Raw genomic sequence first — 14,168 nt, 5'->3', positions numbered from 1 at the left:
TTTAATTAATTTCTAACTTGTGTGACTTTGTCTCAAGGATGTTTCCGTATTTGTCATATAAACGGATTGTGGCGTATGACCCTCCTTTAAATAAAGAGCTTGCCAAACTAAATTGATTACTGCCTTCATAATGAGTAGCCATATTATTCACCGTAACAGCATAAACGTCAGCTGTTGTGTCAACCACAATAGTATGGATGTTCAACAATTGGAAATAGCCTACTGTGACATTTTTAATATAATTTTCATTTACAACATTTACTGTGGCATTAATCGTAAAGCCCGAAGCCCCGATTGTCCCTTTAGCTGTTACGGCGCCAAGCACTGATGTATTTACATCGTTCCAGACAACGCTTTCTTTACCTGTTGTTTTATCTTTATACGTTACGGTTACGGTTTTTGGAAGAACCGGTATTTCACCGCGTTTTACATTGATCGGACTCAGTTTTTCAACGGCGATGATGTTCGAATCAATGACCTTCACGCTGAATTGGCGTTCTGCTGCGTCACCGATCACATCCGTTACCTGAATCGTAAAGTTGAAGTCCCCCGCCCGCGTCGGTGTTCCTGTCAGTTCACCTGTTTTTTCATTTAACCTTAAACCGGATGGCATAGAGCCTGATTTCTGTTTAAATTGATACGGTGCTCTTCCATGGTGTGCTTCAATCATTTCACTGTACTCACTTTTTAAGACAGCATTGTTCATTTCTTTTGCAGCGACAGCAAGGAATGTCGTCCGCTTCCCTGTCGCATAATTCAGAATATGCATTACGTCATTTTGCGTTAACACACCGTCCACATCAACATCTGCTGATAAAAATTGTTCGCGGTCTGTAATATAGTCGCCGTTAATATGCTGTAAAACCCGAATGGCTCCTGCTGCCGTAACTTCATTGTTGCCAGTAACGTCTCCGACGGGCATTTTATATTCAATTTTCCCATTCAATGCTACAAGCTTCATCTCAGCATTATGACGACCTTTTACAGCCACATTCGTCACTTCAAGCGGAATCGATTGACCCGATGAAAATTGTTTAGACAAATCGTATGTAATGTAGCCAATCACGACTGCTTCATCCATCAGTTTATACTCTTGACCTGTCTGTGAATAAAAATCAATTTTTATTTTATTTCCATTGATCGCTTTTATCGTCCGGAATCCTTCCCCATCAAATAAATCACCGGGTTCAAATGATGCTAGTAACACATCTTTTCGGTCAGCCGGCAGTGAAATTTCCAGCTGGCCAGATGTTAAGTATGTCACGTTTCGCAGGATAACAGGTACTGTTACTTTTTTGCCCAATGACCTGACTTGACTGACTTCAAGTGTAGCATCTACTGCTGCTTGTGCTGGATAACTTGAAAAAACAAATACAAACATCATCAAAAAGGCTATCACTATTTTTGCATATTTTTGCGTCATATTATCACTCCTTACTCAACAGAGAATTCATATTTGATTGGCTGCTTTAATTTGCTTCCTTTTAACGATCGAACTTGTTCTGTAATTTCTAACGTATACGTCCCACGAGAATAATTACTTTTTGGTGACACAACAAATACCTTGCTGTCGCGCACTTTAATCTTCACATCGATCGCGTTTCCTCCACTGTCTTTTACCGTTACGGTGTGTTTATTTACTGTTGCTGAATTAAATTCATTATTAAGACGAACACTCCATTCTTTATCTCCTTTTACTTTCGACTTATGCTTTCTCACATCACCTTTAAACGGCTTCACTGAGCCATCAAATGAATCTACCGCAATCGCCGAGCCATTTTTACTATAAATCTTTACATTTTGCAAATCCAAATTCGTCGTCTCATCTGCTTTTAATAAACGCGCGGTTATTGTTAAAAGCGTCCCTTCCTGTGTTTCTCCGACAGCTTTTGCCCAAACAAGAGACACTTTTCCATCCTGACCCGTATGAACGGAAGATAAATAACCGGTTAGCTGATCGCCTGCTTCGGTTTTTTGAACAGTCAGTGCCGTTTTATCATATAGAAGATCAAGAGAGCCACCCGCTATCTTTTCACTTCCATGAATATAAAGGCTTATTTTTAACGTTTTTCCTTTTTGTCCTTCATAAATCGTCGTAGCACCAACAAATGATTTTCCTTCTGCTTTTACAATCGGATTTGGCAGTAGAAACACGAATGCAAAAAAAAGAAGAAGAAGCTTCCTGTATTTTACAAAGTTCATAGTATAGTAGACACAATAGATCGTGCCCTTCCTCCCTCCAAACATCTTTATATGATAGTTATCGGTTGTAAATTTATATTATTTAGGAAAAAAAGTGACAAAAGTTCTATTATTTCCCCTTAATTACGAAGGGAATGTTTAACAGAATCTTAGATGACTGATATGAGTTTGCACTAGTCTCACAGTCATCTTTCTTTTTCCACCAGTATCGGATCGTTAAACTTGTATCCACACTAGGGAGCTGACACTAGTTTTCTCGTAGCCTATTTTCCATAAGAGAATTAAAAAAGACTGCCCGGCAAATCAGTGATTGTGACTTGCTGGGCAGTCTTCTGTTGTTCTCCTATATAATTGGCGCAATCAGGAGAACCAATAGCGTCATAACGTCTAATTGTAGGCATTCGCTTCAAACGTTTGGCAACGAACCTGTTTCATTTTAGTAAATATCAATTACTTCAAAATTACCTTCCATTTGTTCCTTTGAATCGGTCCTGTATAAAAATAACGCAAATTCACCGCGTTTAATGGAATCCGCCGTACCGAATGAAACCACTGATTTCCCAGATGTTACTTTATTCGCCACCAATGCCTGAACAGCTGCATCATAACGGGACGATACGTCGCTAAATGAATGATTCGCCGCTCCCTGCAGCTTATATGCACGCACAAGAATAATCGCCATTTCCCCACGTGTTAATACTTGATCCGATCCAAAAACCGTCGCCGTTTTCCCTGATACAATACCCGCCGCTTTCAACGCGCTCACTGCTTTTTGTGCACGCGCTGGCACATCTGTAAAGCTTGATTTAGGTGCCGCTTCCAGATTAAGTTCCAATGCTTTCGCCAGCATGACTGCTGCGTCCACACGTTTCATCGATAAACTAACCCCAAATTGATTGGCATTGATCCCCGCCGAAATACCGTGATCCACCATATAACCGACTGATTCCTTATAACGGTCTGATACATCCGAAAATGAAGCTGCTTCAACTGAGAATACAGGTGTCATTATCAGTAAAGACATCCATACACTCACTGCCATCTTTTGATATTTCTTCATCTATTTCACCTCCATTCTTCATTTTATAAAAAATCTGAAACAAAATAAGCTTATAAGACAGCCCTCTTTTTATACACTTGATAGATCAGAATACCCCGATGAATGATTGTGAGCTACAATGATAAAGTGAATCTTCCATCAGGGGGGTTTTTCTTTCATCCCCCCTGATGGAAGAGGAACTCAGGTAAAGAGCGCCGCGTCCTGCGGCAATACCTGAGTGACCAGGCTCTGCCTGGCCCGAACCAATCGGGCCTTTACGGGCAGTTTGTCCCCCACTTATCCTTTTTCGATTTCTCCAAGTCTTAAAGTAGGAGTCTTACTGCCCGTTAATCTGCGGTCAACAGAGAATTTCTTAACCTTATTACTTCTTTAGGGTGAACAATTCTTCCATTGTCTCCTGCTAACAGAAGATGCCGGATACACCCTTCTCTTTCTTAATACATGGCCGAATACCCATTTGGTAATCCTTCCAACTGAATAGCGGTCGCTTCCTCCAGTTTCTTTGCCTGCACTTTTATTGGCAACAATCAGGATAAAACAAAGGATAATGTGATCAAAGCTTGCATAACCCATTTGATACTTTTAAACAGGAAAACTTTCTTATTTTACAACAAATAGTTACATTTCTATCATAAAACACTAGATGCCAAAAGTCACTATTATTTTTCAGAATATTACAATATTATATTGTGATATTCTGAAAAATGAGCGCCCCCTGCCAATCTTAGACTGTTTTTGCTTTACTAGAAAAGGACTTTACTTCCGTCCTCGTCAATTTGATAAATGTGATTCGTTGAGGCTTCTTCAATTTCTTTAAACGCCCAATAATCCGGTGCGATATCCTTAAAGGGCAGAGCGTCTTTCAAGGATATGCATAATGGTGATGTAGCATCCTTTTTGCATTCGTTTCCAACCCACCGACTGGCGATCAAAGCCATTTGCGCACGAGTCACAGTTTCTTCCGAACGGAATATGCCATTTTTAAAACCGTGAATGTATAGGTTGTGTGTACCTGCGCGAAGTAATCTGCCGTGCCTTCCATATACAACATAGTGAATGTGGAAAACTTATTGACATTAAATTTAATGCCCTGTTCCCCTGTCTTAAACTCAACTACACGTCCTTGAATGACTTCTTTCGTATCATCGCTATGTTCGATGAAAATCACGAGGTTTTTCAAGATTTCTTCCTGCTTCGCTCGTTCTTCAATTGCTGTACGGCCTATTTTATCCTTTGGCGGTCTGACTCAAAAAATAGATCCTGATTAAAAAACATATTTTGTAGGAATAAATGATTATGAAAAAAAGAGCCAAAAATAAGGTTTTTTTAGGATTATAATATTTCCAGACGGATGATCGAACGTTTCTAGCTACAGATGAATGTGATTAGTCATGAGGGAGTCCTTATGTAGAACTCATGGGAATTGTTTGTGGGGTTCTTCCTAAAGAAAAAAACACATCAGCTGGTCGGTCGCATCATAAAACAGCACTGTCCGTCGGTTGCCGGAGCTCGTAATGTGATACATAGCCAGCCAGGAACCCTATACACGGTTCACATGACAAAAACACCTTTTTTAGAGAAGTGTATTCGTGATGTTGAAAACATAAGTGATTACCTAGCACCATACCACCAAAGAAATTTCCATTGATTTCACAAAATCTATTAAGAAAATCAAACTAACAGATCTTTAACAGTCAGTCTACTCTGTTACCCTTTACCCTGTTATACCCTAAATTTTCAAATCCTCGAAAGGCATTAGGGCTGATATTAAGCCTATACACAATTATAATACAAGCTTATTTTTCCATTTGATCCTGGTTACTTAGCAAAAACAAAAAGAAAACCCTGCAGAGATTTCTCTCCACAGAGCTTTCCAAAAATCAAGACATAGAATCAAACTAAAACTCTTTTGATCTACAAATCTTGGCATTTATCGAGTAATAACAGGAACGAGTCTTTATATTAATATTATTTTACTGTATTAACAGTAATTGTTGTTCCTTCAGTAAGTTTATTAGTATCTGCATCTACAGTATCCATTACTTTTACTGTTTGTTCATTAGCTGGAACTACTTTCACTGTTAACGTTTGAGCTACGTTAATTTGGTTAGCTGCAATAAATGAAACTACAGCTTTACCACTAGTAATTGCAACTGATGCAGGAGTAACTTTAGCTCCATTAACGATAAACTCAAAATCATCAATATTCGAAGCTGTTACATTTTCACTGAATGTTAATTCCACAGATTCAGCCAATTTATTGTCATCAGCGTCAACAAATTTACCTGATTTTAATACTGGTTTCACGTTATCAACAAGACCTACAAGTTGAGTAAACGCATTTCCGCTAGCATCTGCTACTTTTTGATCAGCTTTGTTTACAACATTTTTAGAAATCTGTAATGATCCAGAAGTAGTTGTAGTTACTGACTCGCTTGGAAGCGTGATAAGAACTGTTTTCTTATCTCCAGAAAAATCTACTGTTGATCCATTTGGTAATGCCTTACCATCTAATGTATAGTTGGAAACTGTTGTTGCACTATCAGTCATATCAGTTGTACTAGCAAAAGCAACTTGATATTTGTTAGCACCTGCTGAAGTTACAGTTGGAGCAATGTCACTTGTAACAGCATACGTTGCTGATGTAGACAAGGCAAGGTTGTCATTTCCTGAAGCATCTTTAACCGCACCTGCTTCTAATTGTACAGAGTAAGTAGCAAGTTTACCTACTTCAGCAGCAGGAAGAGCGATAGACAAGAATTTGTCAGTTCCTAACGCACTTGGTGTTACTGCTAATAGTACACCATCTTTATAAACTTTAACTTTAGTTGCGTCTACAGTTGCAGAAACATTTTCGTCAAATTTAACTTTAATAACTCCAAGAGCATCAATTGTATTTGTGTTTGCACTCAATACTTTTGGTCCTACTGCATCTTTTGTTAATGTAACAGATCCATTATAATCTGCACCAGCAAGGTTTGAGTTATCTTTAATATTTGTAATCTTCACTGAAAAAGCCGCTGTATTTTCATTAGTTGCATACAAAGGATATGCAGTTGAAATATCAGTTGCAGGTAAAGTCACTATATATGTTAAGTCCGTTGGATCTTCAGAATCTAGAGCGACTTGAGTTGCTGTATTTGTAGCATCAATAAACGCTACTCCACCTTTTTTAACTTCAAATGTTGGAGCTACTGCAAGCTTTTCGCTTACTTTCACTTTGAACGTATTTGATGAATCAGCAGTTACACTTGTTATAGATGGAGCTGCTGTATCACTAACAACAGTGTATTCAGTTGCTGCTACAGAAAGAGTATTTCCATCAGCATCTACAGCATTATATGCAATTACACTGTGTGTTCCGACTTTTTTATCATCAGCTGAAGCCGGAATTTCTACATAGTACTTACCATCTTGATTAGTAGAAGTTAAAGCACCTGATAATACACCACCATCGACCTTCAAGTTAACACCAGAAACTGGCTCGTTGAAGTATACACGTACATTTGAACCGTTAAGTTCAGATGATACTACAGTTGGTGCTGAATTATCAAAGTAGTTAAGTGTACCACTCTTATAAGCAGTTACTTTGTTAAGATCTTTAGTCAATACTTCTTTCACTTCAAGTGTATAATAATCACCATTTGTAAAGATATCTGCTGCTACAGAATCGCTAAGAAGCACTGTCTTACCATCTGCTTGAAGATCTGCTACAAGAGTACCACCAAAAGGAAGTCCATTTAATTTTAATGTGTAATTAGCTACATTTTCAGCAGTTGTTTTATCTACAACTTTGTTGAAGACAACTTTAACTTCTTTAGCGTTAATCGCCATTACACTCTCAACTTGCGGAGTTGCAGAAGCTACTACCGTAAAGCTTGCTTGCGCAGAAGCTTCACCCACTGTTACTTTTGCAACATGTGTACCAGCTGCAAGACCAGTGAAATCAGCTGTTACTTTACCGTCAACGACAGTAGCTGTTTTTGTTTCTGCAGCTGTTGTTCCGCCGTTAGCGAAGATTTCAACTTTAGCCGTTGCGTTTGCTTCAGCGTTTTTAACAGTAGCTGTTACAGTTGTTTTTGCATCAGTTGTTACTGCTGCTACATTTGATACAGCTAGTTCGTCTTTTGTTTCTACTCTATAAGCGAAAATCGCGAAATCGCCGCGTTTGATTGCTGCAGTTGTGCCAAATGTTGTTGCAGTTGCACCAGAAGTAATGCCGTTGTCAACAAGCGCTGCAACTGCATCTTTGTAACGGTCTGCTACGTCAGTGAATGATAGTTTAGAAGCATCGCCTGTAAGCTCATATGCTCTTGCAATGATGATTGCCATTTCACCGCGAGTGATTTCTTGATCAGAACCGAACGTTGTTGCTGTTTTACCGTTGATGAAACCCGCTGCTTTCAATGCATCAACATATGCTTTTGCACGTGCTGGTACATCTGTGAAACCAGAATCAGGTGCATTTGACGTGTCAAGTTCAAGTGCTTTTGCAATCATAACCGCTGCGTCAACACGTGTAATTGTTTCATTTGTGCCAAATGTAGTTGCTGTTTTACCAAGTGTAATGTTGTTTTCCACAAGGTAATTTACTGCTTGCTCATATTTAGCTGGTACATCTGTGAAAGAAGATGCCGCAAAAGCAGGAGCGACTGCTGTTGCTACGAGTGTAGCTGTTGCTGCTGTAGCAACGAATTTACGATAAGACTTTGGTTGGTAAGCCATGTAATAAGTTCCTCCCGTTTTGTAAAGGTTTTTTAATGTAATTATATACTTGAAACCGATCAGCTTGTGGCCAATCGTTCCGTAAAACATAACATGAGTACCTGGGTTTATTTCTCACCGGATGAATCATTATGTAAGGCAAGTATAATTTACCAAGATTACAACTCAAGTAACATTCTATCAAACAAAGTAATTTTTTCAACCTTTTTTTGTATATTTCCATAATTTATTAAAATCGTAATGTTTGTTATCATCATGAAAAATATATGTAATAATACTAGCAAAATACGGTAGAAAAAGATTATTTGTTCAACAGTTTATTCATTATATACCATATACTAGATAAAGTTAAAGAATTTCGCTAATTTTTTTGTCATTTTTGTTGCATATGGCACTGTTACTAGATTCAATGCTGCTTAAAAACATTACAGTTTGGTTTCGGCTGTAACAAAAACACCTTTAAAAATACGGTATATCAAGTCTGTATTCATATCGGATATCTTAGGTGTAATGTTTACTCTTTTTATTAAAATTTCACGATTTATCCATAAATTAGATTTATATTTATCAAACTATTACTCAGCTTCTGAACGCTATACTTACTTTCTACAAACAAAAAATCGCGCCCCAGTTAACGGGACGCGATTTTGACGTATACTTCTTTCGTTGCTTTATGCAGTTGGTCTAATGAAAAGTTGCTTGACGCGTGTTCGTACAGTTTTTCACCCATCGCTTTTACATCCGCTTGCATCGCCCCACGGATGGCGTCGGCGAGTGCGTGTGCATCGCCTGCTCCGATGATCCAGCCCGTTTCGCCCGGTGTGATCAATTCGCCCACTCCTCCGACATCCGTGGAAATAAGCGGAATTCGTTCGTTCGCCGCCTCAAGCAGCGCGAGTGGGAAGCTTTCGCTGTACGATGCGAGCAGAGCTACATCAGACGCCGCATATATATTTGCGACATCTTTCCGGAAACCTAAAAAGTGAACACAATCTTGCAAATCTTTCGCTTTTTCTCGCAGTTCGTCTTCAATCGGCCCATCTCCTATTAAAAGGACGTGGGGCTTCATTTCTAACTGACGTAAAGCGTCAAATACAATTTCATGTCCTTTAATCGGGTGAAGTCTTGCCACCATTGCGATGACAAATGCATGATCTGGCACATGTAGCAGGGCAGATTCAGCTGGTTCTTCCGTAAAATAAATGCCATTGTATACAGTTTGTACCTTTTCGGCTGAAATCCCGAGTGAGACTAAGTTTTGTTTAAAACGGTCCGATACAGCGAAATAATGATCCATTTGTCGGATCGCATACATGCTTAATTTCGTGAAAATGGTGCCTTTGACGCCACCTTTTACAAAATCAAGCGCTGGATCACTATGAACAGTCGTTACCCAGCGGATACCCGTTTTCTTCTTCAAATAAATGCCAAACAGGTTGGCGCGCGGACCATGCGAATGCAAAATGTCAAATTGCTCCGCTTGAATGAATTTCGCAAGTCTTTTTAGAACGGACAGATCATAGCGTGATTTTTGCGCGAACAATTCCGTACGAATACCAGCTGCCCGCGCTTCTTCTGCGAGTGCACCTTCTTGAAAAATGGCAAGCGTCACTTCCGACGGCTCGAATTGTTCAAGAAGCGTAATGACGTGTTTGCGCGATCCGCCTGTTTCACCGCCGCTAATTAAATGAAGCACCTTCATTTTTTGTCCCCCCGCGAGGTGATGACCGCTGCAAGAAATTTCGGCAAAGCCATTTGACGTTTCAAACGTTTCGGTTCTTTCATGAGCCGGTACAGCCATTCGAGCCCGGCTCTCCTGTAAAATTCCGGTGCTCGCTGTACGTTACCAGAGTACACATCGAAGCTGCCGCCGACGCCTTGCAATACTTTTACTTCTGGTAATTTCGGCATATTTTCACGAATCCATAGTTCTTGACGCGGACTTCCGAGGGCAACAAAAATGATCTGAGCACCGGACGTTTGAATTTTTTCGAGCAATGCATTCTGATCTTTCACGTAGCCATTTTCGTATCCAACGACACGTAATCCAGGAATCGTAGCTTCTAGATTTTCTTTCGCTTTCTTCACTGTCGCTTCTTTTGCGCCATAGAAAAAGACACCGAGGTTTTCGGCCGCTGCCATCTGAAGAATGCGCCCCATCATATCAACGCCCGTCACCCGCTCCTTCAACTCGCCTTTTTTTAATTTAGCGGCAATGATCATACCGACGCCATCTGCAATCTGGTACGTTGAATTGTTAATAAGGTCTTTGACGAGCGGGTCGCGTCTTGCGGTCATCACTTTTTCAGGGTTGACGGCGATGACTGTGGACTGTTCGCCTCTTTGGATGCGTGTCTTCATATCCGTGATAATTTGATCATACGTGAGCGGCGATACCGACACACCTAAATATTGTTCCTTTTTCACCGTTTATCTCACCTTTTTCATTGATCGTTTATTCTGTTTCCGAACATTTTACAAACCGCGGAGGTCACCGATTTTGTGTACGGTGAGGCCGTCTGTACTCGTTAAACCTGTGCAGTTTTTCGTATCAAATACGACTGGACGGGCCATCCCGGCAACGAATATTTCTTTATTCAATTCTTTAAATTCATTATGATCGGCGAGCACAACGACTAAATGAGCGCCTGCAATCGCGTCTTCAAATGAAACGAGCGGGAATTTGACTTGTTCACCGCGGACGTGTGGATCGTGGACGCGTACGTCAAAGCGAGGGTTCTCGATCATTTTTTCAACGATTTCGATCGCCGGGCTTTCGCGGACGTCATCGATGTTTCCTTTATACGTTAAACCAAGCAGCGCAACAGTCGGCTTTTCAATATCGCCCGTCATGCGCAGCACTTGATCGACGACGTAATCCGGCATCGAGTTATTAATGTCACGTGACAATTTAATAATCTGTGCTTCTTCTGGCGCTTTTTCCACGATAAAATACGGATCGACGGCCAAGCAGTGTCCACCAACGCCTGGACCCGGCTGGTGCAAATTCACACGAGGGTGGCGGTTCGCAAGTTCGATTACTTTATGCGCATCGACGCCGAGTGCACCACAAATTTTTGACAATTCATTCGCAAGCGCAATGTTTACGTCGCGGAATGTATTCTCCATTAGCTTCGACATTTCAGCCGTCACTGCTTCGGTTACTAAAATATCACCTGTCACAACACGGCGGTAGACGTCTGCCGCTTTTTCAGCCGCCTCGGGAGTAAGACCGCCGACGATGCGTGCATTTTCAACGAGCTCGATCAAAATGCGGCCGGGCAATACGCGTTCCGGGCAATGGGCCAGATGAATGTCTTTCTCTGGATTAAAGCCGGCTTCTTTAAAAATCGGTGCCACAACGTCATCGATTGTCCGCGGCGGGATGGTCGATTCAACGATAATGACATCGCCTTTTTGCACGTGCGGCACAATTTGTTTCACTGCACTCACAACGTAGTCAACGTTCGCTTTATGATCTTCATGAACCGGTGTCGGTACAGCAATGATAAACGCATCCGCTGCTTCCGGCGCAAGTGCCGCACGCAGTTTACCAGATTCAACGGCTTCTTTCACGACTTCTGGCAAACCGTTTTCTTCTATTATAATTTCACCTTTGTTTAACAACTCAATCACTTGTGCATTTATGTCCACACCGACAACATCGAAACCGGCGCGGGCAAAGACGGCTGCAGTTGGCAGTCCGATATATCCTAATCCAATAATACATATTTTCTGCATCTGTAAGGACCCTCTCTTTTCTTTCAATAGCTTTTCATAGTATAGCAAATTCGATTTGAATACGCCACGTTTCGGTGATAAAATGAAGGTTAGTTTTCAAGTACAAACTAGGAGGATTATCCGTTTGAAAGTAGTGATTTCCGGTTTTTACGGACTTGGCAACACTGGGGATGAAGCGATCCTTGAGTCGATTGTCGATAATTTACGGTCAGAAGTTCCTAATATTGATATAACAGTGTTTTCGCTGTCACCTGAACAAACGGCGCGCGAACACAATGTAAAAACCGTGTACCGTGCATGGCGGCGTGAAAATAAAGAGAAAATAAAAGCGCTCCGGAACGCGGATGTCTTAATTTCCGGCGGCGGTGGATTATTGCAGGATACATATCCGACGAAGTTTTTGTTTGGCCCTCTTCCTTACTATTTAATCATCGCCATGCTCGCGAAACTATGCGGTGCACGCGTGATGTTTTTCTCGCAAGGCATCGGTCCTGTCACGTCCACGTGGGGCAAGTTTTTAATGAGATGTTTTGCCAACAAAGCGGACTTCATTACGGTACGCGACCAATATTCAAAAGACTATCTTCATGAACTCGGCGTCACCCGCCCAAAAACGGTTGTGACCGCAGATATCGTGTTTGCTTTTCAGAAAAAAGAAGATCAAGCCTGTTTGCAAAGTTTGAATTTGACAGGCAGTGAAAAGCTTCTCGCTGTATCTGTTCGACCATGGTTTGAACATAGTGATTACGAGGACAAGCTCGCATCCGCACTTGATGAATTGATCGAGAGCGATTCGGTGACGCCTGTGTTTGTCCCGATGGAAGGTCATCACGACGTGGACGCGTCGAAGCGAGTGATTCAAAAGATGAACAACGCATCGGCTTGTCATTTACTAGCGGGTGATTTTACGCCGAATCAATATTTGAACTTTATCGGAGGATGTGAGGCAACGGTTGGTTTACGTTTGCATTCATTAATTTTCTCGGCGCTCACAGCGGTTCCTCACGTTGGCATCAGTTACGATAAAAAGGTGGAAAGTTTATTAAAGCGGAGCGGAATGTGGGATTATTCGTTCCGTTTAGAGGATCTTGACCGGGATCAATTGGTCGAAAATACGCGTGATGTATTGAATAAAAGGGCCGATCTCAGTATGAAAGTTGCTGAGAATGCGGCGGTTATGCGGGATGAAGCGATTGAAAATATTGAATTACTGAAAAAGTATTTCATGTAGGGAGATGTCGGAATGAAGATTTTGCTTGCAACGGTGTACCATTATCCGCATACGGGCGGGTTGTCTGTGCACGTGGCGACGCTGAAAGCCGGGCTTGAAGCACGCGGACATGAAGTCGATATTTTATCGTTTACCGATATTCCAGAATTTCAGCAAAAAGCAACTGTACGCGGACCGGGCTTTTTAATGAATAAAGTGTCGAAAGGAAAAGGGTTTGTATACGGCTTAAAAAAGCGGAAGAAAATGCTTCAAAAGCTGATGGAAGCGCAAAAAGAGAAAAATTATGACATCGTGAATGCACAGGAAGTGTATGCGACGTTCGCAGCACTTGATGCAGGACTTCCTGTTGTGTCAACGGTTCACGGCTATTTGACATATGAAGCGTTGTCGGCTGGGAATATTTTAAAAGGCAGTCCAGAAGAGACATTTTTGCTTGCTCAAGAAATTGAAGCGTACCGAAAAACACGCTCGATCATCACAGTTGATACGCGCATTAAAGATTATGTGAAACGAGAAGCTGGCATTGAAGGAACGGCGATTCGTAATTTCATTAATGTCGATGATTTTAAACCGGATGCGGAAAATAAATTAGCTTATCGAGGGAAGCATGGTGTGCCGGCTGATGCGCCTGTGTTTTTCGTCCCGCGCCGTTTAACGAAGAAAAACGGGGTCATTTACCCGATTTTGTCTTTGCCTGCCGTGCTTGAGAAATACCCGAATGCGAAGCTGATTTATGCAGGAACAGGTGAAGCGATGGATGAAATGAAAAAATTAATCGCTGAACGGGGCATTGGGGCGAGTGTCGAATTGTTAGGCGCGATCCCTCATCATGTCATTAAAGAATATTATGCACTGGCGGACGTTGTATTAGTGCCAAGTGTCTATTCAGAAGGCGTGGAAGAAGCAACATCGATTTCAGCACTTGAAGCAATGGGATCTGGTTCTCCTTTAATTGCATGCGCAGTTGGCGGATTGAAAGAAATTGTCGATCATGGTGTTGATGGATTGCTCGTAGCAGAGAAAAATGTAGAAGAATTATCTGATGCCATGATTGATTTGCTCGATCATCCGGAAAAAGGGAAGCAATTTGCGGCCGCTGCCCGGAAGAAAATTGAAGATGAATACTCTCATTTAGCTGCCGCTGAGAAATACGAAGCCATTTATAAAGCTTCCCTTTAAGGGGAAGCTTTTTTTTGCTGTGCTAATGGC

The 14,168-nt window shown here is 41.3% G+C and carries 10 protein-coding genes; 2 read left to right on the top strand and 8 right to left on the bottom strand.

Annotated features, from left to right (window positions below; translation table 11 throughout):
* Position 1: 1 nt before the first annotated feature.
* The 8 genes from BLL40_RS17330 to BLL40_RS04860 form a co-directional block, all read right to left on the bottom strand.
* Positions 2–1,423 (bottom strand): putative Ig domain-containing protein, encoded by a 1,422-nt coding sequence (locus tag BLL40_RS17330; RefSeq protein WP_073710793.1) that lies wholly within the window; start codon positions 1,421–1,423, stop codon positions 2–4.
* An 11-nt stretch (positions 1,424–1,434) separates the two neighbouring features.
* Positions 1,435–2,202 carry a cohesin domain-containing protein gene (locus tag BLL40_RS04895; protein ID WP_073710792.1) on the bottom strand — a complete coding sequence of 256 codons (768 nt, stop codon included), beginning with the start codon at positions 2,200–2,202 and terminating at the stop codon, positions 1,435–1,437.
* A 436-nt stretch (positions 2,203–2,638) separates the two neighbouring features.
* Positions 2,639–3,262: an S-layer homology domain-containing protein gene (locus tag BLL40_RS04890; RefSeq protein ID WP_073710791.1), complete on the bottom strand. Its 624-nt coding sequence runs from the start codon at positions 3,260–3,262 to the stop codon at positions 2,639–2,641.
* 949 nt (positions 3,263–4,211) lie between these two features.
* On the bottom strand, positions 4,212–4,442 hold the full coding sequence (locus BLL40_RS04880; protein WP_073710789.1) for a hypothetical protein: 231 nt from the start codon (positions 4,440–4,442) through the stop codon (positions 4,212–4,214).
* Positions 4,443–5,230: 788 nt separating this feature from the next.
* Positions 5,231–7,987 carry an S-layer homology domain-containing protein gene (locus BLL40_RS04875; RefSeq protein WP_073710788.1) on the bottom strand — a complete coding sequence of 919 codons (2,757 nt, stop codon included), beginning with the start codon at positions 7,985–7,987 and terminating at the stop codon, positions 5,231–5,233.
* 631 nt (positions 7,988–8,618) lie between these two features.
* Positions 8,619–9,689 carry a glycosyltransferase family 4 protein gene (locus BLL40_RS04870; RefSeq protein WP_073710787.1) on the bottom strand — a complete coding sequence of 357 codons (1,071 nt, stop codon included), beginning with the start codon at positions 9,687–9,689 and terminating at the stop codon, positions 8,619–8,621.
* Positions 9,686–10,414, bottom strand: coding sequence for a WecB/TagA/CpsF family glycosyltransferase (locus BLL40_RS04865; RefSeq protein WP_073710786.1), 729 nt, complete (start codon positions 10,412–10,414; stop codon positions 9,686–9,688). The genes BLL40_RS04870 and BLL40_RS04865 overlap by 4 nt, the downstream gene beginning before the upstream one ends.
* A gap of 48 nt (positions 10,415–10,462) precedes the next feature.
* A complete protein-coding gene (locus BLL40_RS04860; RefSeq protein ID WP_073710785.1) occupies positions 10,463–11,728 on the bottom strand; it encodes a nucleotide sugar dehydrogenase in 1,266 nt (421 codons plus the stop codon).
* A 124-nt stretch (positions 11,729–11,852) separates the two neighbouring features.
* On the opposite strand from BLL40_RS04860, the gene csaB reads away from it, so the two are divergent.
* Complete coding sequence (gene csaB / locus BLL40_RS04855; protein ID WP_073710784.1) at positions 11,853–12,959, top strand: polysaccharide pyruvyl transferase CsaB; 1,107 nt, start codon at positions 11,853–11,855, stop codon at positions 12,957–12,959.
* 12 nt (positions 12,960–12,971) lie between these two features.
* Entirely contained in the window at positions 12,972–14,138 is a 1,167-nt protein-coding gene (locus BLL40_RS04850) for a glycosyltransferase family 4 protein (protein ID WP_073710783.1), read from the top strand.
* The last annotated feature ends 30 nt before the right edge of the window (positions 14,139–14,168 follow it).

This window comes from Domibacillus mangrovi, assembly GCF_001906925.1.
Classification (GTDB): domain Bacteria; phylum Bacillota; class Bacilli; order Bacillales; family Domibacillaceae; genus Domibacillus; species Domibacillus mangrovi.
The sequence above is the reverse complement of the archived record's forward strand: the minus strand, read 5'-3'. Positions and strand labels throughout refer to the sequence as shown.

Coding starts and splice junctions, on each gene's coding strand:
- BLL40_RS17330 (WP_073710793.1), bottom strand. CDS start 1,423: ATGACGCAAAAATATGCAAAAATAGTGATAGCCTTTTTGATGATGTTT.
- BLL40_RS04895 (WP_073710792.1), bottom strand. CDS start 2,202: ATGAACTTTGTAAAATACAGGAAGCTTCTTCTTCTTTTTTTTGCATTC.
- BLL40_RS04890 (WP_073710791.1), bottom strand. CDS start 3,262: ATGAAGAAATATCAAAAGATGGCAGTGAGTGTATGGATGTCTTTACTG.
- BLL40_RS04875 (WP_073710788.1), bottom strand. CDS start 7,987: ATGGCTTACCAACCAAAGTCTTATCGTAAATTCGTTGCTACAGCAGCA.
- BLL40_RS04870 (WP_073710787.1), bottom strand. CDS start 9,689: ATGAAGGTGCTTCATTTAATTAGCGGCGGTGAAACAGGCGGATCGCGC.
- BLL40_RS04860 (WP_073710785.1), bottom strand. CDS start 11,728: ATGCAGAAAATATGTATTATTGGATTAGGATATATCGGACTGCCAACT.
- BLL40_RS04850 (WP_073710783.1), top strand. CDS start 12,972: ATGAAGATTTTGCTTGCAACGGTGTACCATTATCCGCATACGGGCGGG.